Origin of the sequence: Shewanella psychropiezotolerans (assembly GCF_007197555.1) — a bacterium.
Classification (GTDB): domain Bacteria; phylum Pseudomonadota; class Gammaproteobacteria; order Enterobacterales; family Shewanellaceae; genus Shewanella; species Shewanella psychropiezotolerans.
Genome location: NZ_CP041614.1, coordinates 4,675,330 through 4,697,955, shown reverse-complemented (window position 1 = coordinate 4,697,955; position 22,626 = coordinate 4,675,330). Strand labels below are relative to the sequence as shown.

The following is a 22,626-nucleotide window of genomic DNA, read 5'->3' as shown; positions in this document are numbered from 1 at the left end:
TTGGAGTGCAAACCTCATTTTAGTCTAGCGCGATTATTAATCATCTTGATTAGGCTAATTCTGTTATATCCAGATGTTCATGGCTTTTCCACCTGGGCCATAGAATTTTTTTCTTGTCACCATTGGTATCGACCTTCAGTAACCCACGCATTATGCCCTTTTCCAAGTGTAAATATAGCGGTGTTGCAAAGATAGCCGCTGGAGCAAAGTTCAATGCTTTAATGGAAACATAGTAATCAGTGTCCTGCCCCAGACTCAGTGCGGCCGCTAGCGTCATCTGTACTGCACCAAAATGAACCTCGGCAGACAATTTAATGTCGGGATCCATCAGCAGAGGAAGAGGCAGCATGCCTATATGGATAGAGGTGTCACCATAATCTTTATCAATGGCGTTACGGGACTTTTGCAATAACTCATTGGCTGTGACAGGCTCTCTCAGAGACAGAATAAATAATCCAGGCCGAATAAGGTATACCTTCCCTGCTAAACTGTGAGCCAGAGCTTGGAGCTGAATTTTATTCATGTTGTTATTGCACTGAAAACCTTGATTGATATCTGCGTTTAATTGACCCGTCAGTGAAACTAAGGCTATGGCATGAGGAGTGTCTTTATTTTGTGACTCAAGCTCTTCGATGAAGCCTTTATAGCCTGGTAAACCACTCACTGGCTCGATAACGCTTTTGCCTCTAGCCTCTAATAAGCTAACTGCTAATACGCTTTTTCTTCGCCATTGATTCACTCCAATGAGTGATACTAAGCACACCAAAATCACCGCGGTGATCAAGAGTAGTCTCGAACGTGTTAACTGGGTGCTGAGTACACTTCTTTCGCCTTGAAGCTTATGTACTTCAAGCTTTAATTTTTGCTCGGCAAGTACCGATGAAGTGTAGTCGGTGGGAGTATCTAGTGTCTCTGGCGTGGATAAGTTAAGGGCGATGAGCTTATCCAGTGTCGCAAGGGCCTTGTCACTCTGTTTAAGGTTTCTATATGCCTGAGACTGATATTGTAATGCTTCTATCTGTTCATCTTTGAGCTTAAGATTCTCTGCATTGTGTAAGGCTAAGGTGCTATGTTTTTTCGCCAGTAGCCAATCTTTATTGGCAACGGCAACTTGGGCAATCAAGAGGTCATTAAAAACAAGATAATGGTTACTCTTTCTGGCAAGAAAAATGGCATTGGACTTAAACAGAAATTCAAAAGACGTTTTGGTGTTGCCGTTATTGAAATAGGCCTCGCCTAAATTATGATAATTTAATGCTTGAGCAATCACATTTTGATCTTTGTAATCGAGCTGTTGGGCATTGAGATAGTAATCGATAGCCTGATTCCAGTTGTTTTGATTGGCATGAACCATAGCCATCACTGTCATGCAATGAGAACGTAACCGATTCATATTAAGTGCCTTAAAGCCTTCATCTGCATCATGGGCGTATTGGGTGGCTTCATCCCAAGACTCTAGGTCCCGATATACCCTTGCCAGCTGTAGTTGTAAATTAGCCTTGAGAAAAGGTTTATCCTGACGGTTCGAGAGTCTAAGTGCTTCGCTGTAATGTTGTAATGCTAAAGATAACTGATCCCGTTTATTATAGAAGTCGCCTAAAGCGGACTCTGCGTGGGCAATCAGGTAATCGGTCCTAAGCTGATAGGTCGTGTCTCTATACAGTTTTAGGTGAATTAGCGCCAGTTTATCCTGATGCAAGATACGATGTAAGCTGCCAAGATGATAATGGATGAGCTGTTTTAATAGCTGGGCTTGCAGATCTTGCTCACTCTCTATCAGGCTGAGTGCTTGGTCATAATGGGGCAGTGCTTGTTGGTAATCATGTTGACTCCTGGCTATGTATCTACCTTTTAACATTTGTAGGTAGCTTTCATCGTAGGCTGTGGTTCCTATGATCTCCAGCAGCGACAATAATGCCTCGGTTTTACGATATTTATCTTTCTCTTTCACATAGGTGCTGAGATAGAGTCGTGTGAGCAGCTGCAGTTTATATTTTAGCTCATCGACTCGGTAACCTTGGTCGCTGGCTACTCGTTCAAAAACAGAGAGACTAGTGGCAGATATGGGTAAGGTGATTGAGGCTTGTAATTCTTGTAACAGCTCGACAGGCGATTCTTTTAACTTAATTTCAAGGGCGATATGATCTTGAGCGTAAGTCGAAGGTGCGGCTAAAAGTAGCAAAAAAATCACAGATACAAAAAAAAAACGCATAAGAAGCAGATACCTTGCCCTCTTAAAGGGACGTTCGGTCAGTCATTGTATTGTCTCAAAATCGACTCGTAGAGGCATAGGTTTTAGTGATGCCGAGTCTGCGAAATAGAGATATACTCTCGATCTTATTATAAAAATAAATAACAATCATAACAGAAGGAATCAAGAGTGAAACCAGCAGTCCCATTGATTTTAACTTTAAGTGCATTTTTTTCCTCATCAATTTTCGCTGAGGTCAGCTATCGCATAGATCTCACTGACTCTCAGCATCATCTGGCTAAGGTTGAGGTGGGATTTCCAGAGTCTGCAACCACAGAGCTGAAAATCAATCTTCCAGTGTGGCGAACAGGCAAGTATCAGGTCTTACCCTTAGCCGATGGTATTCGCTATTTTAGTGCGCAAGATGAGTCGGGAAAGGTCTTGCCCTATACGCGAAGTGCCAGTGGTGAGTGGACGGTTGAGCTTGAACAGCCAACGTCGGTCACTGTGACTTATCAGCTATATGCTAATCAATTAGGTCAAAGGATTGGGCATATAGATGCAACTCATGCTTTCTTGGATGCCAGTGGTACCTTGGTATATAGCCCTGATTTTAAGGACCAGAAGATCAAGGTCGAATTAGTCGTGCCAGATGAATGGAATAGTTATTCAGGTATGGAGCCTGGAGGAAAGCCTCATTCGTTTGAGGCGAGCAATTATGATGTGTTGGTGGACTCTCCGATAGAGACGGGAATTAGTCATCACAGAGGGTTCTCCGCCGATGGCCGGGATTATGAATTGGTCGTGTGGGGAGAGGGCAACTATGACATTGAACAGATGGTTACCGATCTGACCAAGCTTAGTGGTCAGGCAAGGGCTATCTGGGATGGCTACCCTTTTGAGCGTTATGTCTACATGGTGCATGCCACCAGTGGTGCCCGAGGTGCAACTGAGCATCTGAACTCGACTGTGATTCAGCGTCCTCGTTTCAGTTATCGAGAGCGTGAAGACTATTTAGGCTTCATTAAAACCGCTTCCCATGAGTTTATTCATACCTGGAATGTGAAGGCTTACAGGCCTCAAGGTTTGGTGCCCTACGACTACCAGAAAGAAAATATATCTGAACTGTTATGGATTGCCGAAGGTTCGACAAGCTATTTTCAAAGCCAGTTGTTACTCAGAGCTGGGGTGATCACGGCTAAAGAATTTTTTGAAGACTTAGCCAAGCGAATTGCCCAGAGTGAGAGGACGCCGGGGCGTGAAGTTCAGTCGGTGCAAGAAGCGAGCGTCGGCAAATGGGCGAGCACGGGTGGAGATTATGCGGTTAACCACAGTGCTAACATCTACTCTGAAGGCTACCTCGCTTCTTTGGCCCTGGATTTTTCACTGCTCAATGACACAGATCTTGCTCATTCATATCGTGACGTTCATAAAGCGCTCTACAATCAGCATAAGATCCCAGCGGGTTATTCAGTTTCTGATGTTAAACAGATCTTAAAAGATCTGTCGGGTAAAGATTATCAAACATGGTGGCAGACCCATGTTAATTCACCTATGAGCTTGGATTTTCCCTCCTTGCTAGAAAATGCCGGCTTAAAGCCTGGTTATGGGGATGACTCGAAAGCCACGGCCTATGTCGGAATTAAGTTGAGCGGTGACTCACTTAAACTTGCGGAAGTCTTGCGTAATGGACCCGCCTGGAATGCGGGCATCGTGCTTGGGGATGAAATTGTAGCCATCAATGGACTGAAGGTTACCAGCAAAGGTTTTGATTCCAGAATCAAAGACTTTAAGCCGGGAGCTGAGATTGTAGTGAGCCTGTTTAGCGATGACCGTCTCAAACAGGTGACGCTGAAACTGGGTGAGCAGCAGAGTGATAAGCTGAAGCTGTTGAGTGTGGATAAGCCAAGTCGAGGTCAGAAAGCCTTCTTTAAAGCCTGGTTAGGTATCGATTGGCCGTTCGATAATAATGGCGAATTAAAATCGGATAGTTAAACTGATTTCCATTAAAAAACCGCTAAAAACAGAAGTTGTTAGCGGTTTTTTGTAACGGGTTAAGGTATTAGATACTCTCTTCCAGTCCACCTAAGACGTCTACCAGTGAGTTCATTAAGGCGATAAGCTCGCTACCCATCAAGGCGAAATCGGCGTCGAGTCTGGCCATAGGATCTTCGGTACCCACTTCATCATTGCCGGCTCTGAACTCTTCAGAGAACTTGAGGCGCTTGATGCCAGCATCTGATTGCAATAAGAAAGCAATCGATTCGCCGAAATGCAGCGCCAGTTTATGAACTTGCTTACCCACTTCGATATGGGCTAGCACTTCGGCTTCGGTCAAGTCTTGTTGTTTGAAACGGACAATGCCACCTTCATCTGAGTCTGACTTAAATTCAGCTTCATCTTGCATCTCGAAAGGTGCAGGCGTCGAGTTAGTCTTAACCCAATCGGTTAATTGACTCTCGATAGGCGCCTTAAAACTCAGAGGGATGATCGGCAAAGAGCCCATAGCTTTACGTAACAAAGCCAAAAACTCTTCGGACTTAGCTGCGCTCGAACTGTCGACCAAGATCATCTCAATCTCAGGGATGATCAGGGCGCGAATTTGACTACGTCTTGAGAAGGCGCGCGGCAATAAGGTGATGATTATTTCGTCTTTTAATGCGTCTTTCTCTTTCTTAGCGAGTTTGCGATCTTCTTCGGCTTCGATTTGAGCGACTTTATCTTCTAAGGCTTCTTTAACCACTTGTGAAGGAAGGATTTTTTCTTCTTTAGTTGCACAGATTAGGTGTCTGTTACTGGCACTGTGAACCAGAGTTTGCCCCTGTTTCCCCAGAGCATTAGAGAAACCGAATTTGCTGATGTCTTGACTTGAGCATGGAGAGAAAGTGAAGTCTTCCAATGACTTTTCAAGAGCCTCAGTGTCAACAGAGAAAGGTTTATTAAAACGATAAACAGTCAGGTTCTTAAACCACATAATAGGCGCTCAATCAAAAAATGAAGCCGCAGTGTAAGACATTGTCACTCTCTGGTAAACCCGAAAGTACTTATGAATATGGCAAGGTTCAGGATAATTCATAAAACTGTCATATTCGGTTTTGTTGCTCTGTATCCCTTGATGTATATGGGGTTTGTTTTTATTTTTTCTCTTGGTTACTGGTTTTTTATGAAAATTGATCTAGATTGAAATAAAACTGCAACAGAAACATTGCAAACTTCTGGCCGTCCAAACCAATAACCCAGACGAACAGATACGTCGAAAGGATTAAATGATGAACGTTTTTTGTAAAACTTTACTAGCTTCTGCGCTTGCTACCGCCACTCTAGCTTCTGCACATGCGGCAGATCCTCTCACTGTCTACGGTAAGTTGAACATCACGGCTCAGTCTAATGATGTTAACGGTGATTCAGAGACTACGATTCAAAGTAACGCGTCACGTTTTGGTGTGAAGGGGGCGTTCGAGCTTAGCAGTTCATTAGAGGCGTTTTATACAATCGAGTATGAAGTTGATACCGGTGATGATGACAAAGAGAATTTCAAGGCCCGTAACCAATTTGTGGGTCTCAGAGGCGGTTTTGGTTCAATAGCTGTGGGTCGTAACGATACCCAGCTTAAGCAGTCCCAAGGTAAAGTCGACCTGTTTAACGATATGTCTGGCGATATCAAGAACCTATTTAAGGGTGAAAACCGCCTGGCCCAGACCGCCACGTATATCACGCCTTCTTTCAGTGGTTTTAAGTTTGGTGTGACTTATGCGGCAAGTGGTGACAGTGACCAGTTAGAGCAAGATGGATACAGTTTGGCTGCCATGTATGGTGACAAGGGTCTTAAGAAGTCACCTATCTATGCTTCTATCGCCTATGATTCAGACGTTAAGGGCTACCAAGTTGCTCGTGCAACGGTTCAAGGCAAGATTGCTGGATTTAAGCTTGGCGCCATGTATCAACAGGAAGAGAAGGTTTATGAATACGATGATAATGATGTCGTTAATCCTTTCGATGGAGACAGCTACACAGGTTACCTTTTAAGCGCGTCTTACACTATCGATGCTGTGGTACTTAAAACTCAGTATCAGGACATGGAAAACAAGGGTGATTCATGGACAGTGGGCGCCGATTACAAGCTAGGTAAGCCGACTAAGCTTATTGCTTTCTATACTAATCGTTCATACGAAAACGTTGAAAACGATGACAAGTTCCTAGGTCTTGGTATCGAACATAAGTTCTAACTGTTCTGATTAAAGAACAAAGCGAGAATAAGGAGGCTTAGGCCTCCTTTTTTTATGCTGTACTTTTACCCTTTGATATAAGTTTTATGACAATAATCTGCACTTTATGACAATATATGCCTAGCCGATCATAATTTTGTAATAAAACTGACCAATAATAGAAGCGCGAACATTCACTGACAGAAGATTGCATATGACTGCTAAGATATTAATTGTTGAAGATGAGTTGGCTATCCGAGAGATGCTGACATTTGTTCTAGAGCAACATGGTTTTACCACAACATCGGCGGAAGATTTCGATTCCGCACTAGACATGATATCGGAGCCGTATCCCGATCTTATTTTATTAGACTGGATGTTTCCAGGCGGTAGCGGGATCCAACTTGCAAAGCGTCTGCGCCAGGATGAGTTTACTCGTCAGATCCCTATTATCATGCTCACGGCGCGTGGTGAAGAGGAAGATAAGGTGCGCGGCCTGGAAGTGGGCGCCGACGACTACATCACTAAGCCATTCTCTCCGAAAGAGTTAGTGGCTAGAATCAAGGCAGTGATGCGCCGCAGCTCTCCTACCAGTTCAGAAGAGCCTATCGATGTTCAGGGGCTTATGTTAGACCCTGTCAGTCACAGAGTGACCGTAGGGGATCTGGTATTGGATATGGGGCCGACAGAATTCAGGTTACTGCATTTCTTTATGACTCATCCTGAGCGGGTTTACAGTCGTGAGCAGTTACTCGATAATGTTTGGGGCACCAATGTCTATGTTGAAGACAGAACGGTCGATGTGCATATCAGGCGCTTACGAAAGGCGATTGAGCCATCTGAACACGATCGTCTGATTCAAACGGTTCGTGGTGCCGGTTACCGATTCTCAACGAGACTGTAACTTAGCTTGAAAGCGTTAGGCACGAGATCTAATTTAGGTTATCTTGTGCCCGTCTCTTACCTATGGTTTCGATGCAATTTCTATGTTTGATTCATATTCGGGTTATCGACTACTATCTCGATTAGTAACCTATCTGGTGTTATGTTTTATTCTTGGTCTGCTCCTGGGCGAAGTTGTCTGGGTTCTCCTGATCGGTACTCTGGCATTGCTGTTCTGGCATTATCGCCAGCTCTCCAGGCTCAACTTCTGGTTATGGCGTGACAGAAGGCTAACCCCGCCAAATGGTCGCGGTAGTTGGGAAGGTGTCTTCAATGGTATTTATCGCCTTCAGGGGAAAAACCGTAAACGTGTCTCCCAATTAGCGTTCCTGCTTGGTCGCTTCAGGCAAGGCGCAGAGGCACTTCCCGATGCTGCTGTGGTGTTAGATTCTGAGCACAACATCATCTGGTGTAACAAGCTTGCCCAGCTGTTATTGGGTTTCGTTTGGCCACTGGATAGCGGCCAGAGAATCGATAACTTAATTCGTCATCCTGATTTTTCTCATTACCTCAAGAAAGCTGCCTATCAAGAGCCATTCGAGTTGGCATCGCCACTCTCTGAGGGACGCATTCTGGAGATCCGTATCATGGGCTATGGCACGGGTCAGTTCCTGCTTATCGCCAGAGATATTACTCGGGTGAGGCAACTCGAGGGGATGCGCAAAGATTTTGTCGCTAACGTATCTCACGAGCTGAAAACCCCACTCACAGTGCTGCAAGGTTATCTGGAGATGATGCAGTCCATGGCAGAACCTGGCTCGCCAAATGTTAAGGCGATGGACCAGATGCAGCAACAAACCAATCGCATGCGCTCTATGGTCGAACAACTCTTAGTCCTGTCCAGAATAGAAGATTCAGCTGAATTAAATTTAAGCAATATTATCAATATGGACCATATGATCGAGGTGTTAAAAGAGGAAGCCAATGCCTTGTCTCAGGGGGATACAGTTTGAGTTTTGATTGTGAGGCTGACTATCATCTCTATGGCAATGAAATTGAGCTTAGGAGTGCTTGCTCTAACCTCATATCTAATGCGATTCGATATACAGAGCCCGGTGGTCAGATAAGGGTATGTTGGAAACGAGTCGCGACAGGTGGCTTGTTTAGCGTCACCGACAGTGGTGATGGTATTGCGTCCCAGCATATCGGCAGGTTAACCGAGCGCTTCTATCGAGTGGACAGTGCCAGAACCCGTCAAAGAGGCGGTACAGGCTTAGGCCTGGCCATCACTAAACATGCCCTGAGTAATCATCAGAGTGAGTTAATGATTGAGAGTGAACTTGGCAAGGGCAGTACATTCAGCTTCGTTATCCCGACGAATCTCATCGAAGGGACTCACCACACCGATTAAAAAAGTGATTGGGCTAGCGAGTTCACAAAAAAGCAGACCTTGAGTCTGCTTTTTGCTCAGGGTAATCGGAGGCCACTAACGTGTATAGCTTAACCAGACATTAAAAATTCACTTAAAACGCACATTGTCATCTAAGTGTCACACCAGAGTAATAGACTTGTCATCATAGAAACAGATACTGGCTGCAACTTAAATGTTAATTCAATTAATGAGCAAGTACGCTTAACACTGGAGCAAAGAATGAAACTGAAACAGCTTGTCGGCGCGGTTAGTTTAACAGCCGCTAGTTTATTCTCTGCAGCATCAATTGCTGCAATCGATCCGTCACTACCTGTTTATGAAAAAACAAGCGGCGTATCGGGTAACCTATCTTCTGTAGGCTCAGATACTCTGGCTAACATGATGACGCTTTGGGCCGAAGAGTTTAAAGAGATGTATCCTAACGTGAACATCCAAATTCAAGCGGCTGGCTCTTCTACTGCGCCTCCAGCGCTCACGGAAGGGACTTCTCAGTTCGGTCCTATGAGCCGTAAGATGAAGCCTAACGAAATTGAAGCGTTCGAGAAGCATTATGGCTACCAGCCAACGGCGATTCGTGTCGCTATCGATGCCTTAGCGGTATTTGTCCATAAAGATAACCCAATTAAAGGCCTCAGTATCGAACAGATTGACGACATCTTCTCTGCGACGCATAAATGTGGTGGCAGCGATGTTAAGCGTTGGGGCGACTTAGGTCTGGAAGGTAGTTGGTCTGCTCGTGATGTACAGCTTTATGGTCGTAACTCAGTATCGGGTACTTATGGTTACTTCAAGAAGAAAGCACTGTGTAAAGGTGACTTCAAGGCAAACGTGAATGAGCAGCCAGGTTCTGCATCTGTGGTTCAGTCTGTGTCTCAGTCACTCAATGCCATAGGTTACTCGGGTATCGGCTACAAGACTGCAGGCGTGAGAGCGGTGGCCATTGCGAAGAAGGGGACTAAGTATATCGAAGCTAATGCGGCTAATGCGGCAAGCGGTACTTACCCATTATCACGTTATCTATATGTTTATGTGAACAAGCATCCGAACAAAGACCTATCACCAATGGACCGTGAATTCTTGAAGTTTGCACTGTCTAAGCAAGGTCAGCAAATCGTAGAGAAAGATGGTTATGTGCCACTACCACTTAGTGTGACAGCTAAAGATTTAGCCAAAGCGGGCATTCGCCTTTAAGTCTACAATCTTCATATCGCTAGACTGATAATGTTCAAAAGGCCTCATCTGAGGCTTGCTGTAAGCTTGTAAGTTATTGATTTATAATGGCACCATAGTTTAGGCGTCCACACATTGACCACACGTAACCGTTAGGAAAATAAAAAACCGCCTTAATCGGCGGTTTTTTTGCTTTATGACAGCATCATTTAAAACTGTTAGCAGCTCTTTCAAAATGGGCTCTGTTGCAAAGATCGTCGAATCAGCTAAGCTCCTCTTTTGTTTTAGGCCTGCTATCTCATGACACTCATTAAGTATCGACAATTTTCCCACGACATTATCATTTGGGCTGTACGTTGGTATTGTAAATACGGGATCAGCTATCGAGAACTCGAAGAGATGCTCAGTGAGCGTGGTATCAATGTTGACCACAGTATGATTTATCGCTGGGTTCAGCGTTATGCGCCAGAAATAGAAAAACGATTAAGGTGGTATTGGAAGCCCAAAGCAGGATTAAGCAGGAAGGTCGATGAAACCTACATCAAAGTGAAAGGCAAATGGGTGTATCTGTATCGGGCTGTCGATAAACAAGGTCATACCATCGACTTTTATTTATCGTCCAGACGTAATGCTAAGGCGGCTAAACGGTTTTTGGGTAAAGCTTTGAAAGGGCTCAAATGCTGGGAATGTCCCTCCGCCATCAATACCGACAAGGCCGCTTCCTACGGTGTAGCCATTACGGAATTAAAGCAAGAAGGCAAATGTCCTGAAGCGCTTGAACACCGGCAAATTAAATACCTGAACAATGCGGTAGAAGCTGATCATGGAAAACTGAAAAGGCTCATCAATCCTGTGAGAGGATTCAAATCGATGAAGACGGCTTATGCCACTATCAAAGGATTTGAAGTGATGCACATGTTTAAAAAAGGGCAGTTCAATACCTGGTTATCCGGTCAAGGAATAGCAGGAGAGATCCGTCTAATCACCAATGCACTGGTAAACTATTAATAATCATCCAGATAACCGGAGTACTTTCGGGCTAGGCTCAATCTTTGCAACAGAGCCGTAAAAAGTGCCCAGGTATTCGATGTTGGGTCGCTCAATTTTTTGAGATTTCTGCTAACCCCTCTTCAGCCGACACTGCAGGAAACATCAAGCACACAAGTATGAGAAATCGTGTGTTTTTCATCTTAACTCCTTTTAAATTTTACTATATATCAGGCAATTACCTAAAGTCTGTGCTTTGTGCGATATTACTACCGCAAACAAACTTATCCCGCAGGCTTATACCAGATGGGCGATGTCCAGGCGCGTTCCTGAATGCTGGCTTGCACGTCGTCTAGCAGAGGCTGCTTACTTCTCACTGCATCATAGGTGGTCCAACGAGGCGTTGGTATTTCTATGACTCGAGTGTAATAAAAAGCGTGCTGTTCTGGGTTAAACTCAGAGTCGGTCCAACTGCCGATAAGGGCCGTTGCCCCTATGGTATTGGTGTACTTGGCTGTTGTCAGGTCGACGGTATTCCCCACTGGTGTAAGCTTGCCATCTTCACCCTTTTTACGTTTATCGGACCAGACCACATCGAAAATCTTTTCATATGTCTTTCCCTTAACATCGACCCAACCCTTGATTATCTGTATTCGGTCAAGATTCGCGCCGTCAGGGTCTTTCATTGCGTGGACGGTAAAGGTCGGAGCAGAGCCAATTGAAGGCAAGTCGCTGCCCATAGGCACGCCTAAATCGTAACCTTGCTGGACCAGCTCTTGACCGTTCTTAGGTTTTGCTGGAAGTTCGACGCCGCCGAAGAAACGCACCTTGATGCGCGGCCCCGTGGTGGAATATGTCTCACGGCTCTTCATCGCATCCCATAAACCACTGCGGGTGTTCTGGGTTGCCCAGACGCCGGCTAGGGTGCCGATACTGAGGTCCTTGCCATCAATCCACCCAACGACTTTGCCTGTTCGGCGGGCTTTTACGCTGCCATCGTCAGCACCATGGGCTCCGATAAAGCTGTCTTCAGCAACAGCGGAGGGCAGACCATTGTGGTTATCTGTGCCGCCTATGGTGCCGTATTTAAACGGGTTGACGCCGAGGGATTGCTCGTAAGCGAGTCCCATTTTTAAGCCTTCACGAACGAAGTCTTTTTTGTGAAAGGTTCGGCCACTGTTTTTTTGAATCGAATCGGCATTTTCAAAGTCGGAAAATTCATCCTCTGGCCAGAACTGTCTATGGACTTCTGAGTTACCTTTAACTTGCATCATCTCCATCAAAGGCTCGAAATGTTGACGGGTCTGGGCGTATTCAAGGTCGATAGGCTTGCCCTCTGCATCGACACTGGGGAACATCATGCCCTTACTGGCGTTGGAGTTATGGGGAATCGCCAGCAGCTTCATACCTTTGGCTTCTTGCTGGGCCATCCACTGCCATAATCCATCTTCGCGGTTGGTATCAATATAGCTGATGGGGGCATCGGGTACCTGAGCGTCGCGGAAAATCACGTTCCTATGCAGATTACCGCCTCCGGGAGCACCGCTCCACTCAAAGGCTTTAAGGGCGGTAAATTTGCCGGGCTGGTTATATCTGTCCGCCGTTTCCTGCATGATTTTCCAGGCACTCTTGACTGACTCGGGACCGGTGAAGAAGGGAGGGTGAGCTGGATGGGTTCCGCGATTACTGGAGATAACGTACTTCATAAACCAAGCTTCACGGTCCTTGATATCTGTCATGCCCCGTAGCTCTTTGAGCAACTTTTGGTTGTGCCCTTCTGCACCTTCGGTCAAATTGGTATACATTTCACCGATGTATTCAGCATGGTCAGTTACTGCGATGAAGTCCAACGGGCGATGACGTTTCAGCTCTCGGCCCATCAGGTTAATGGTTTCGCCCTGAGCATAGCGGTAGGCATCTTCATGGGTTAAGCGTGTACCACCGAGATAAGCATCCAGTGAGAAAGCGGTGTGCATATGGGTCTCACCGAAGTACACATCCTTAGAGGGATTGACGGCCACTGACTGATTAGTATCGCTTGTCTCTTGCTTAGGGGCAGTGTTGCTTGCTGCTTGAGTCGATTGCTCTGTGGCGCTTCTGTCCTGGTTTTCTTTACTCTCCAGAGGCGAGCAGGCTGACAATATCGTGGTGATAGTGATGCTTAATAGTGTTGGTATCAAAATAGACTTGTTCATCTGACTCATCCTCTCGCTCATGTTTATGTAAGGTGGCTTAATCTTCGTTTGTTGTAACCATTCTTTATCAAAAGAGGTTGGCACTTAAGGTGCGGTCTCTGCTTATTTTTTCGATTAACGGCATTTTACTTTAATGACACAGAGATAATTAACACCTGGAATGCTAACAAGTCAGGGTGATTGTGTTTACACAATGTTTCAATAGTGTGGCAGTTTATTTGTTGCTTTTATTAGCATTTAAAGCCATGTTCTCTTTATTGAGCGTCTTTTGTGAGCAATTTCACGTTAGGGAGAATAAAAATGAAGTTAACGGTAAGTTCAGTGGCTAAATGTGTCGCCATTTACACCACAATGGCTGCAAGCATGGTGATATCTGCAAGCGCTATCGCTGATGAAGAGTTAAATAAACTGTCCAAGGAGGCACAAGACCCTTTGGCAAAAATCATCAGTATGCCTATCTTTTTCAACCAATACACAGACATTGCAGATAGTGGCAAAGACAACAACGCCATACTCATACAGCCTGTTGTGCCTTTTAGTTTTGGCAGTGATGAGTGGTACGGTATTGCTCGCGCCATTATTCCTATTGATGACTTTGAAATACCAGATGAATCAGGGGTGGGCGATACCACTTTAGACATCGTCTTTGCCACCAATATACGCCCAGGTCTGCGCGCAGGCTTTGGTCCTATCTTTCAAATCCCCACCCATAGCAATAGTGCCCTTGGCAAAGACAGCTGGGGCGCCGGATTGTCAGGGGGCTTGGTGCTCACTGAAGGACGTTGGGTTATCGGTGGTCTTGCCACTCAAGTTTGGGATGTCAATGGCGATAACGCGGCTGAAGACATTAACACCTTCACCTTCCAACCTATTGTTAATTATGACTTTGGTGAGAAAGGAGGATGGATTTTCACCTCTACGCCGTTAATCGTTGCGGATTTCACAAAAGATGATGATAAGTGGGATGTGCCTATTGGGGGCGGTTTTTCTCATATGAGCAGGATTGGAAAGATGCCAGTAAGTTGGGGACCACAAGTTTATAAACATGTAAAAGGCGCGGCAGATTGGGAGTTTCGCTTCATGGTGCGTGCAATCTTACCTGGATTTTAATTCTTAACAGCTAAGCTCATTTGAAGTGGCTTGAAACCAAGCTTTAGCAAAGAATTGATGAGCTATATCAGCCATCAGGAGGGGGTAGGTGACTCCTCCTTTGACGCTAAAGTGGCAACCAAAAAATCACAACAGAAATAGTCGCTAATGATATTAAACAGGGAAAAATATGAATAAGTTATTTTTATGCGTAACACTTTTAGCTGTCGCAACGCTCTCAGCGTGCACGATAAATAAAAATCAACAGCTCACCGTGTCAGCTGACGGGATGACGTTAGTTAAAGCGACACGTTCGACTCAAGTGGCTAAAAACGAGAATGTTGATTTTACCCGTTACGATAAAATCCTTATCTCTCCCAGCACTGTTACCTTTAAAAAGGATTGGAAACGAGATTACAATCGCGATGAAAGAGAGTTATCAATGCGAGTTGAAGATAAAGATGTTATTCGCATTAAAGAGGGGGTAGAAAAACTCTTTGATGAAGTATTTCAGGAAGAGCTAGCCAAATCAACACATTATTCCATTGTGACCAAAGCAGAGCCGGGAACCTTGTTACTTAAGCCCTCTGTCATCAATTTGGAAGTGAATGCACCTGATTTAGAGAGTGCTGTCAATGTTAAACGCTATACTGATACCACAGGCGAAGGGACATTGCTTTTGGAGGTCTTCGATGGAGTGAGTGGCCAGATAGTTGCTCGTATCATCGATGCAGAAGAGGCGGGGGATAATGATTTTTACGAGTGGGCGAGTCGAGTCTCAAACCGTGCAGACGCCAAAAGAGTGATTAGAAAGTGGGCTAAAAGCTTAAGAGAGCATTTAGATAAAGCGCATACTAGTCCAGCTAAGCAGTAGAGCTTAGATACCTGAGGTGATGGATCATCTTTTGTTTACTCCTAAGTCGTTTATAGTTGAAAAGCTTCATAATTCAAAAAGACTTTTCATAACAGCGAGTTCTAAACCAATATTGTCAAGGAATGAACAATGAAAATTATAATGACTATAGCTTTGTATGTGCTTCTAACCATGAGCTCTGTAGCGGATGCTAAGGGGCGAGCGACTCCTCCACCTGAATTAGGAACCCTTAAGGGCGCTGAGGCTGAAGCCTTTTATCTTGGTGTTAATGCCGCTATTTGGGGGTATCCAATCGTGTTCTTTGAAGATTTAATTCGCGGTCGGACACGACCTGATGCTGAAGCTAAAACAGGTAACCCTCAAGCACAAATAAATGAATTTGCTTTAGTCCGCCAATTACGCGGCCCTGAATTTAAAGCGATTGCGACACCCAACAATGACACTCTATATGCTCAAGCCTTTACAGATGTCAGCCGCGAACCTATGGTTCTTTCGGTTCCTGAAGTAGAAGCGGATCGCTACTACACCATGCAATTATGGGATCCAAATGGCGATACTTTTGCTTATGTTGGTAGTCGAACTACGGGTGTTAAAGCCGGTGACTTCGCGCTTGTGGGGCCTGACTGGAAAGGTAATTTACCTCCAGATGTTAAACGTATTGATAGTGAGTACAACAGTTTAGTTATTTGGGGGCGCATTGGAGTTAAGGGATCAGACGATGTAAAAAATGCTAATAAAATTCAAGATAAACTTCGCTTAACCCCCCTTAGTCAGTTTCAGGAAATGAAAAACAGTGGACAAGAAATCGCAGTAGATAAAACTTTTTCGATGCAACGCGTAGCCTATACTAAACCTGCTGATTTAGCTCCTTGGCCAGTATCGAATGGAACTGGTGTCATAGGGACAAGTTTTACAACGGATAGAGTTTTATCAAGTTCTTTTTGCCCTAAAGTTGCAGCGGTCCATGCTTGTTACCACGAACCACATACAATATGGGTAATGACAGTGGTAACAGACCTACATACTAAAGGGGTAGTATTTAATGATACCGCCAATGAAAAAATGGGCCATGAAAGAGAAATAGCGTTTAGTAAAGGACTAACATTAAAGTGTATTGAAGAGCAGAAAATTCATGTATTTACTGTGTTAAGTGTTGAATTTTCGTAAATAAATACATAACTAATAAGGATAGTCATGGATTTCACTGATACAAAAGTTATTACAACCTTGATTGCAGGACTTGCTGGCATCTTAGGAGCAATTATCGGTGGTTATTTTAAAGCTAGCTCCTCTAAGCAAAAAATCATCGAGTTAAATCAAAATTACAACCAAAAACTTCAAGATAACTACCTTGAAAAAGCTAGAGAGTATACCGAGTCAGTTTACGCTCCACTGAGCATTGGATTAGCAAAGTTATCTTACGGTTTTAGAAAATATAGAACAAATACTGGTAGCGAAAATGATCAAGTGCTAATTAACGAGTTTTCTGAATCAATTTAAGAGGTTAACTCAATAGTCATGGGTTTAATGTCAAAAGGTGCCGGGGCATTCTTAACTACGGAGTTAGATGAAAAATTGCAATCCTTTGGAAGCTTTTTAGATGAATCCAAGGATGCTGAGCATCCAACATTAAAAATGGTCTTAGGCTTTGCATTGCCTTTTTTGGTAATGGTTACCAAGAAACAGAAAGCAGAATGACTGGGAGGTTTGCGAGAACTCTCTGGAGACCGAGATTGTCAGTATCAATGGGTGGGCTTGGTGTTAGCTATGAAGCAAAAGAAGTGCTGGCTGCACCTTTAGCAAGTAAAGACTTTGAAGAACGATTTGTAAGGGATTCTCACATTATAAATGTTTTAATTAAAGAAGTTACTTTAGGTGCAAAAGCGAAGAATTCGATTTAAAACAAAAATTAATAAGACATTTAAATTGAACAAAAAAACAGTTAGTTATGCTTCGTTCCTCAGCAAGTTTAACCAACATTTTTGCCCGCTTAATGCGGCGTTAAATGGCAAGGAGGCAAATTGAACTTTAAGCGTGTTGAAATATATTTTTACGCAGTTTTGGTTTTAGCTATGTCTATGAAATTTGGGGTGGCTTTTGAATCATTAACGCTGAATTTTGGTGTAGTAACCATAAATAATCTTACTATCCCTAAATCTACGTTGGTTGTTAATGGGCTGACATTAGTTTTGGGGCTCGCATGTTTGGTTTTCAATTTTAAGGTAGTAAAAACTGAGCAACATACTGCATCTCAATCACACAAAAAACTCATTGGTTATGTAAATCAGAAGCTGCAAGCAGTTACTGGGAACACACGTGATCGAGTATTTCAAGCAACGTTATTAGGTTGCTCAAAACCGACTGTTAACACAGGTGCATGGACTTCATATCGTGCGGCAAGGGTTCCGGTAATTATTGATATTCCGTTTGAAATCTTGCTAGCGGTAAAACTAGAGTCTTGGACATTGGCAATAATTAAGTCAGCCCATGCTTGGTTAGTTCCCATTTTAGCTACTATTTCACTAATAGTTGTCATTTAACAAAGCGTTTAAGATAAAGGGGGCGGAGCGAGTTATAGCTTTCCGGTAAATTTAGATACTTTTTCTAATCAATGTCTGGTCAATTAGCGCTAACGATCTAGCATGTTTCTGTCCAGTGATGTGTTGAACGAGGCCGCTCTGCTCTTTCTGCCGCAGAGCGGCTTCGTTCAACAAGCTTTTGTCCAAAAGTGAGCTAGCGAGAGGTTGTATCTTTTAGATAAGTTATTGAAAGCTGGAAGCTGCCTATGTCAGGCTTTGCTTCCAGCGACAAAAAAGACAACATCACGAGATGGTGAAATGATACCAGGTCAAACATTAGATAAATCTAACGGTTGGTCAAGTATCAAACTACTTTAATAGCGTCACCACACAAAAAATTTAAAATAAAGTAACACGAACAATGTCACCAATAAGCCTAAGAAACCCAGACTTACCGTTACTGCAATGGGGGATTTGGGGTTTAATTCAGGCAAAAGAATAGCCCCGAATGAGAGAGTAGGTACCATCCCATAAAGGCTACCAATCCTGGGGAAAGCGGCATCTCGGTGCTGAAAATCAACGCTAAGTAAATCAACATGATAAGGCTGGAAATAACCAACCTCTTTGTTATGATTTTAAAGAAAAACCAATAAATTGTTAGAGTACAAATAAATGAAGCTGATAATAATGCAAACATGATCCTCCCTATATAGTAAACGAGTAAGCCGCTTTACTGATGACATAAAGCCTTCTTACTGGAGGTGATCGTGTCATTAATACCCGTAATATATCAGTATATTAGAGTAGGAAATACCATTTTATACTTAAGGCATTAGGCGATAAGCGGGCTTTTCGTCGCCAGCTCCTCCTATCGCTAACTTGTGCCTCTCAGGGCAAGTAAACTTGCCGTGGCACTAAGTTCCAGATAGACAATCCTTCCCTTCGGCGATCGCAAATCAACAATCAACAGCCAAGCATTGCCAGTCACTCTGATGGCATAAGTGTGCGTAAGCCTGCTTAAGTCCTTCGTGTGTCATTTATCTCCAGTGGTTATCTCATTTTTGCATTTAGCTCTGTCCTCTAACCAATCTCACCTCATCACCAGACTCGCAAGGGTATACAAGCGCTTCGCGCCCTTGCGAGTCAGGCTCTGCGTTGAGTATTGGAGGTCAGGCGAACACAAAAAACGATAACGTAAACCACTGGAGATATAGCAATGACACACTCACTTCTCGCGCAGACAACTTCCACTAACGCCCTCATCGTGACTGGCAGCCACAAGATACAAGCAGGCTCCTCCAAATCCGATATCTTCAAAAAGCAAAAGACTTTCATGCAGAGTTATCGTGAGTATTACCAGTTAATGCTGATAGGCCGCTTTGGGGATAATTTGCCCTCACAAAGCGCGATAGCGGTATCGCGTTATGGTCTGTCACTCGTTTTCTTGTTTGAGCGTTACGATAGTCTTATTCATCGCTTACAAAATTGTAATGTGCATCAGCGTATCAATTTTCGTCAACACGCTATTACTGATTCCCCAAGTTGGCCTATGAGAAATTTAACACTGACAAAACAGTGGCGGGGGTTTTGCCTGCCTTTATCGCTGGACGAACTCATTAAGCGCTACATCAAAAATTGTCATTTTGAAAATGCTTCAGAGGAACACCTTAAAAGCTGTCAAAAAATGTTAGTTGCGGCGGTGAATCAAGATTTAGACATGCTTGAAACCGTTGTTCGTGCCCATGCTTTGGATTTTATGATTGAAAAAAACGACTCTAAATTATTCGATAAAATTTTCGATAAAGTCATTGGATTGTGGGGCTAATTGAGAGCATGAATTGTTACATTGTAACTATTCCGTTGTCTATTCGATGGTGCTTCGGATGAACATATCGCGTAGGTGTGGTGTTTAATTATGCTTACTTATAGTTACAGTGTAACTTTGCTTTTAGGTTCGTTCGAAGTGGAACAAGTTAGGGATGAATAATTACATTGTAACTATTAGTTCGAAGGCGGAATGATGAAAAAAGCAGAATTACTGAAAACTGAGCACATGGTTCAGCAAATTTGGCTTAAAAATCAGATGAGCAAAATAAACTTTAGCACTGGAAAGAACTTCCTTAACTCTGATGTGGCTTTGCGTGCTTGGGATAAATTAGGCGACTTGGTTCTCCGAGATGCAGATTTGGAACATTACATCAGCGTTCATTTATCTGAGCAGGGTCTCAAGAAGTTGGTCACGACGTTACGGGTTCACAAGAAGCGCAATGGTAAAGAGCTGCTACAAGTTGAAATCACTGATGCGAGCCGACGCAAATTAAGTCTAATGATCTTCAAATCAGGTAAAACAAAAATTGAAATCATTGATTATTTGATATTGAATGCGGATTTAAGTGAATTTGAAAAGAACGAATAATTACAATGTAACTATTCGTTGGTGTCATTTGAAGCGCTGCACGAGTGCTAATTCGATAACAAAAAGTCGTTTTCAGGAAAAAAAGCAAAAAAAATCACATCCAGCAAGGCTGGATGTGATGACTGCTTTGTCAGTGTCGGAATGCTCTGGTATAAGCCTGGGTTATCTTTTATTTACACGAGAATAGCGCTCTAAAATATTGAGCTTATCCTCTCATAACCTTGACAAAATCTCTTACTTGCACAGGTTTGACTTGTACAAAGGTTATCCACTAAATCTGTGGGTAACTTCATCAAATCTTCATAAAACTGGCATGAAAACGTTTTATGAGATGAGGAAACCCTTAAGCTCAAAGCCTTCATCGAGTTCTTTTTTAAACACGGTTGGCATCCGGCCTTGTCCTGTCCAGCTGATGGTTTCGCCATTGACTTCAATACTGTACTTCGCAGGGCGGGGTTCGCGTTTTTTCTTGGGGGCCTTTGGTGCCTCTCCCACGTCATCCAAGCTCAGCCCGAGTTCGGCCATCTGCTTTCTGATGGCATCAATTTGAGCATTACGCTCTGCATTTTCAGCAAGCTCAGCTTCCGCTTGGGCCTCTCTTGTGGCAATCAATTGTTCAAGCTTGCCGGCGAAGACCTTTAGCTCATCAAACGGCAGGTCTTTGACTGCTGCCTTGAATTTACGGCCATGGGTTAAAATCTCTAAAAAATCGCTCATTATTTCAGTCTCTTTAAAAGGAAAAAGTGGGTTGATATTGAATGGTCATCAACAAAAAAAACCGCCTTACTTAGCGGGATTGAAAGGGTAAAAGCCTTATTATTGTTCCGTCTGTATCCCTACTTGGCTGGGCGTATACTCGTAGCTAGCAAGGGATTAGTCAAGTTTGGGGCTATCGCATTTCGCCTTTATCTCTGTCCGGCTTGCCGTTTTGGTCAAAAAATCGAATGGTACACTTTGGGTAGCCCGAACAGCCCCACCAAAATACCCCTGCTTTTTTCGCTGGGCGTCTGATAAGGGGCTTGCCGCATTGCTTGCAAAACTCGGTCTCTGAGATGGCCAGCGTGGATTTATTTTTATCTTCAAGGTTAGGCTTGCCGTTATCATCAGGGTAATGGCTCTTACATTCAGGGTAACGATTACAGGCCCAAAACGGGCCATGCTTTCCTTTACGCTTCACCAGCGCCCCCACTTGGCACTTAGGGCAACTGATTTTGTTTTTGATGGTGATGGGCACGCCGTTGGTTTTTACATCAGAAATACGCAGTGCCAGGTAATCATCTAAATCACTGACAAATGCCTCAACGGTGGACTCTCCGGCTCTGATAGCTTGCTGTTTCTGTGCCCACAGTGCCGAGGTATCCGGCGCCACAATCTCTTTAGGCAGCAAGGCGCAGAACTCTTGCCCTTGCTCGGTGGTTTTCCACACCTTCTCCTTATAGCCTTTCTCAGTGCTAAGGGTGATTAAAGGATTGTTGGCCAACTTCTTCAAAATAGCCGCCCGGGTGGCTTCTGTTCCGATAGAGCCAGACTCAGACGCATTATCTTTGTCCTTAGCTTCCAAGGCCGCGCGAAGCGTTGGGTCTTCTATGAATTTGGCTGCCCGGGTCATCGCGGCCAGTAAGCTTGATTCGACAAAGTATTTCGGTGGTGTGGTTTTCTTCTTATCGATATCAAGTGATTGGTTAGTGCCGGTGTCTTTGCTCACTTCCCTTAAGTCCAGCTCTTGCTTGCTCTCGCGTTCCTCCTCTATTTCACCTCGATACAGCACTTCCCAGCCTTGCGCGGTCATATTGCTTTGGGTGGCAACAAAGACACGCCCTTGGCAATCAATCTTCAAACGGGTCTTATCTCGCACACTGGCTGGATAAAACAGGGCTACAAAGCTTTTTGCGACTAACTCATATACCGTGCGCTCTTTAGGGCTCAAGGTGATGCTTGCCCCACTTTTTTCAGTGGGGATAATCGCATGGTGCGCGGTGATTTTACTGCCGTTAAAGGCTTTGTGCTTCAATTGAGGATTGCCGCCCTCGATGGCTGCATTCAGTCCTGGTGCTGTACCCGCTATTGCAGTCAGTACCTTACTGGCCCCCGCATAGTGTTCATCAGACAAATAACGGCAATCTGAGCGTGGGTAGGTTAATAGCTTGTGGGTCTCATACAGGCTTTGTACCAGCTTGAGGGGGTCATCGGCACTGTAACCATGTTGTTTGGCGCACGTTTGTTGCAAGGTCGACAAGTTAAACGGCAACGGCGCGGCCTTGTTTTCCGCCTTAGTGTTGATGCCAGTGATACTCGCCGGTTGGTTGAGGCACTGCTCTTGTATCATGAGCGCATCAGGCTCACTGGTTAGACGATTTTTCTCATCCGTGTTGTCATCCTTTCCAGGAACATGTTTGGCATTAATATTACCTTTTGAAAAAGAGAAGGCACCAGAAAGTACGTAGTAGAAGCTCTCGCAGTGGTTGAGATTCGCCAGTGTTCGAGTGTTAATCAGTCCCAATACCGCGTTTGCACTCGGCCTACATTGAGTACATTGCCATAGCCCTCATCTGAGGCCTTTTTTGATCTTGGTTTTAATACCAGTTCCTAGGAACTAGGATTAGCCTCTTCTTATCCTTACCGCTTCATTTAAAATTTAGGCAAAAAAAAGCGACCTAATCAGGTCG

The 22,626-nt window shown here is 44.1% G+C and carries 19 protein-coding genes and 1 pseudogene; 15 read left to right on the top strand and 5 right to left on the bottom strand.

The features are described from left to right. Positions 1-49: 49 nt before the first annotated feature. Positions 50-2,212 carry a tetratricopeptide repeat protein gene (locus FM037_RS20620; RefSeq protein ID WP_144047546.1) on the bottom strand — a complete coding sequence of 721 codons (2,163 nt, stop codon included), beginning with the start codon at positions 2,210-2,212 and terminating at the stop codon, positions 50-52. Between the two features lie 168 nt (positions 2,213-2,380). On the opposite strand from FM037_RS20620, the gene FM037_RS20615 reads away from it, so the two are divergent. Continuing rightward, positions 2,381-4,186, top strand: coding sequence for a M61 family metallopeptidase (locus FM037_RS20615; RefSeq protein ID WP_144047545.1), 1,806 nt, complete (start codon positions 2,381-2,383; stop codon positions 4,184-4,186). Between the two features lie 67 nt (positions 4,187-4,253). On the opposite strand, the gene rdgC is transcribed toward FM037_RS20615, so the two are convergent. After that, positions 4,254-5,165 (bottom strand): recombination-associated protein RdgC, encoded by a 912-nt coding sequence (rdgC, locus tag FM037_RS20610; RefSeq protein ID WP_144047544.1) that lies wholly within the window; start codon positions 5,163-5,165, stop codon positions 4,254-4,256. Positions 5,166-5,457: 292 nt separating this feature from the next. On the opposite strand from rdgC, the gene FM037_RS20605 reads away from it, so the two are divergent. The 5 genes and pseudogenes from FM037_RS20605 (at position 5,458) to FM037_RS20585 (ending at position 10,888) form a co-directional block, all read left to right on the top strand. Then, on the top strand, positions 5,458-6,417 hold the full coding sequence (locus FM037_RS20605) for a porin (RefSeq protein ID WP_144047543.1): 960 nt from the start codon (positions 5,458-5,460) through the stop codon (positions 6,415-6,417). Positions 6,418-6,610: 193 nt separating this feature from the next. Beyond that, positions 6,611-7,300, top strand: coding sequence for a phosphate regulon transcriptional regulator PhoB (phoB, locus tag FM037_RS20600; RefSeq protein WP_144047542.1), 690 nt, complete (start codon positions 6,611-6,613; stop codon positions 7,298-7,300). An 82-nt stretch (positions 7,301-7,382) separates the two neighbouring features. Beyond that, positions 7,383-8,689, top strand: a pseudogene (gene phoR / locus FM037_RS20595) (phosphate regulon sensor histidine kinase PhoR). A 240-nt stretch (positions 8,690-8,929) separates the two neighbouring features. Next, entirely contained in the window at positions 8,930-9,901 is a 972-nt protein-coding gene (locus tag FM037_RS20590; RefSeq protein WP_144047541.1) for a PstS family phosphate ABC transporter substrate-binding protein, read from the top strand. A 279-nt stretch (positions 9,902-10,180) separates the two neighbouring features. After that, the gene (locus FM037_RS20585; RefSeq protein ID WP_144047540.1) at positions 10,181-10,888 is read left to right on the top strand and encodes an IS6 family transposase; all 708 of its coding nucleotides are present in this window, start codon (positions 10,181-10,183) and stop codon (positions 10,886-10,888) included. A 263-nt stretch (positions 10,889-11,151) separates the two neighbouring features. Here FM037_RS20585 and FM037_RS20580 read toward each other — a convergent pair whose 3' ends face one another. After that, entirely contained in the window at positions 11,152-13,062 is a 1,911-nt protein-coding gene (locus tag FM037_RS20580) for a DUF3604 domain-containing protein (protein ID WP_229380956.1), read from the bottom strand. A 300-nt stretch (positions 13,063-13,362) separates the two neighbouring features. On the opposite strand from FM037_RS20580, the gene FM037_RS20575 reads away from it, so the two are divergent. From FM037_RS20575 to FM037_RS20545, 9 genes are all read left to right on the top strand, one after another. Continuing rightward, the gene (locus tag FM037_RS20575; RefSeq protein ID WP_144047539.1) at positions 13,363-14,172 is read left to right on the top strand and encodes a hypothetical protein; all 810 of its coding nucleotides are present in this window, start codon (positions 13,363-13,365) and stop codon (positions 14,170-14,172) included. Positions 14,173-14,341: 169 nt separating this feature from the next. Continuing rightward, entirely contained in the window at positions 14,342-15,025 is a 684-nt protein-coding gene (locus FM037_RS20570) for a DUF3313 family protein (RefSeq protein WP_144047538.1), read from the top strand. Positions 15,026-15,154: 129 nt separating this feature from the next. Next, positions 15,155-16,192 (top strand): DUF1254 domain-containing protein, encoded by a 1,038-nt coding sequence (locus tag FM037_RS20565; protein ID WP_144047537.1) that lies wholly within the window; start codon positions 15,155-15,157, stop codon positions 16,190-16,192. Between the two features lie 27 nt (positions 16,193-16,219). After that, positions 16,220-16,525 (top strand): hypothetical protein, encoded by a 306-nt coding sequence (locus FM037_RS20560; protein ID WP_144047536.1) that lies wholly within the window; start codon positions 16,220-16,222, stop codon positions 16,523-16,525. Positions 16,526-16,552: 27 nt separating this feature from the next. Further along, on the top strand, positions 16,553-16,723 hold the full coding sequence (locus tag FM037_RS28625; protein ID WP_185976873.1) for a hypothetical protein: 171 nt from the start codon (positions 16,553-16,555) through the stop codon (positions 16,721-16,723). Between the two features lie 35 nt (positions 16,724-16,758). Next, positions 16,759-16,926, top strand: a complete 168-nt coding sequence (locus FM037_RS28620) for a hypothetical protein (protein WP_185976872.1) — start codon at positions 16,759-16,761, stop codon at positions 16,924-16,926. 120 nt (positions 16,927-17,046) lie between these two features. Beyond that, positions 17,047-17,565: a hypothetical protein gene (locus tag FM037_RS20555; RefSeq protein ID WP_144047535.1), complete on the top strand. Its 519-nt coding sequence runs from the start codon at positions 17,047-17,049 to the stop codon at positions 17,563-17,565. 1,195 nt (positions 17,566-18,760) lie between these two features. After that, positions 18,761-19,369: a hypothetical protein gene (locus tag FM037_RS20550; RefSeq protein WP_144047534.1), complete on the top strand. Its 609-nt coding sequence runs from the start codon at positions 18,761-18,763 to the stop codon at positions 19,367-19,369. A gap of 192 nt (positions 19,370-19,561) precedes the next feature. Beyond that, the gene (locus FM037_RS20545; protein WP_185976871.1) at positions 19,562-19,960 is read left to right on the top strand and encodes a hypothetical protein; all 399 of its coding nucleotides are present in this window, start codon (positions 19,562-19,564) and stop codon (positions 19,958-19,960) included. 324 nt (positions 19,961-20,284) lie between these two features. Here the strand turns inward: FM037_RS20545 and FM037_RS20540 are convergent, their stop codons facing one another. Continuing rightward, positions 20,285-20,677: an H-NS histone family protein gene (locus FM037_RS20540; RefSeq protein ID WP_144047532.1), complete on the bottom strand. Its 393-nt coding sequence runs from the start codon at positions 20,675-20,677 to the stop codon at positions 20,285-20,287. A 172-nt stretch (positions 20,678-20,849) separates the two neighbouring features. Continuing rightward, positions 20,850-22,460: a DNA topoisomerase gene (locus FM037_RS20535; protein WP_144047531.1), complete on the bottom strand. Its 1,611-nt coding sequence runs from the start codon at positions 22,458-22,460 to the stop codon at positions 20,850-20,852. Positions 22,461-22,626 lie beyond the last annotated feature (166 nt).

What these genes read in the sequence shown, in the direction of transcription:
- phoB (WP_144047542.1), top strand. Translation starts at nt 6,611, where the DNA reads ATGACTGCTAAGATATTAATTGTTGAAGATGAGTTGGCTATCCGAGAG.
- FM037_RS20585 (WP_144047540.1), top strand. Translation starts at nt 10,181, where the DNA reads ATGACACTCATTAAGTATCGACAATTTTCCCACGACATTATCATTTGG.
- FM037_RS20540 (WP_144047532.1), bottom strand. Translation starts at nt 20,677, where the DNA reads ATGAGCGATTTTTTAGAGATTTTAACCCATGGCCGTAAATTCAAGGCA.
- FM037_RS28625 (WP_185976873.1), top strand. Translation starts at nt 16,553, where the DNA reads ATGTCAAAAGGTGCCGGGGCATTCTTAACTACGGAGTTAGATGAAAAA.
- FM037_RS20560 (WP_144047536.1), top strand. Translation starts at nt 16,220, where the DNA reads ATGGATTTCACTGATACAAAAGTTATTACAACCTTGATTGCAGGACTT.
- FM037_RS20620 (WP_144047546.1), bottom strand. Translation starts at nt 2,212, where the DNA reads ATGCGTTTTTTTTTTGTATCTGTGATTTTTTTGCTACTTTTAGCCGCA.
- FM037_RS20575 (WP_144047539.1), top strand. Translation starts at nt 13,363, where the DNA reads ATGAAGTTAACGGTAAGTTCAGTGGCTAAATGTGTCGCCATTTACACC.
- FM037_RS20545 (WP_185976871.1), top strand. Translation starts at nt 19,562, where the DNA reads ATGATGAAAAAAGCAGAATTACTGAAAACTGAGCACATGGTTCAGCAA.
- FM037_RS20570 (WP_144047538.1), top strand. Translation starts at nt 14,342, where the DNA reads ATGAATAAGTTATTTTTATGCGTAACACTTTTAGCTGTCGCAACGCTC.
- FM037_RS20590 (WP_144047541.1), top strand. Translation starts at nt 8,930, where the DNA reads ATGAAACTGAAACAGCTTGTCGGCGCGGTTAGTTTAACAGCCGCTAGT.
- rdgC (WP_144047544.1), bottom strand. Translation starts at nt 5,165, where the DNA reads ATGTGGTTTAAGAACCTGACTGTTTATCGTTTTAATAAACCTTTCTCT.
- FM037_RS20550 (WP_144047534.1), top strand. Translation starts at nt 18,761, where the DNA reads ATGACACACTCACTTCTCGCGCAGACAACTTCCACTAACGCCCTCATC.
- FM037_RS20605 (WP_144047543.1), top strand. Translation starts at nt 5,458, where the DNA reads ATGATGAACGTTTTTTGTAAAACTTTACTAGCTTCTGCGCTTGCTACC.
- FM037_RS20580 (WP_229380956.1), bottom strand. Translation starts at nt 13,062, where the DNA reads ATGAACAAGTCTATTTTGATACCAACACTATTAAGCATCACTATCACC.
- FM037_RS20565 (WP_144047537.1), top strand. Translation starts at nt 15,155, where the DNA reads ATGAAAATTATAATGACTATAGCTTTGTATGTGCTTCTAACCATGAGC.